Below are 502 nucleotides of genomic sequence, written 5' to 3' on the forward strand. Positions count from 1 at the left end.
CGAACCGTCGTGCACGACCCGCCCGTGGTCGATCACCACGAGCCGGCGGCAGAGCCGCTCGATGTCGGCCAGGTCGTGGGTGGTGAGCACCAGGGTCGTGTCACCCGCCCGGTCCAGCTCGGCGAGGAAGCCCCGCACGGCCTGCCGGCTCACCACGTCCAGGCCGATGGTCGGCTCGTCCAGGAAGAGGACCTCCGGGCCGTGCAGCAGCGCGGCGGTCAGCTCGCCGCGCATCCGCTGGCCGAGGGAGAGCTGGCGGACCGGGACGTCCAGGAACGCGTCCAGGTCGAGCAGGTGCCGGCAGCGGCGCAGCCGGGCGGCGTGCTCGCCGGGCGGCACCCGGTAGACGTGCCGGAGCAGGTCGAAGGAGTCCCGCAGCGGCAGGTCCCACCACAGCTGCGACCGCTGCCCGAAGACCACGCCGATGCGCAGGGCGAGGCGGGTGCGCTGGGCGACGGGGCGCAACCCGCAGACGCGGACCTCGCCGGCGCTGGGGGTCAGC

At 75.1% G+C, this 502-nt stretch carries 1 protein-coding gene; it reads right to left on the bottom strand.

Features of this window, described 5'->3' with window-relative positions:
• On the bottom strand, positions 1 to 502 hold a 502-nt coding region (locus tag SM447_RS30135), incomplete at both ends, for an ATP-binding cassette domain-containing protein (protein WP_474576246.1).

Source organism: Micromonospora aridisoli (assembly GCF_056150025.1).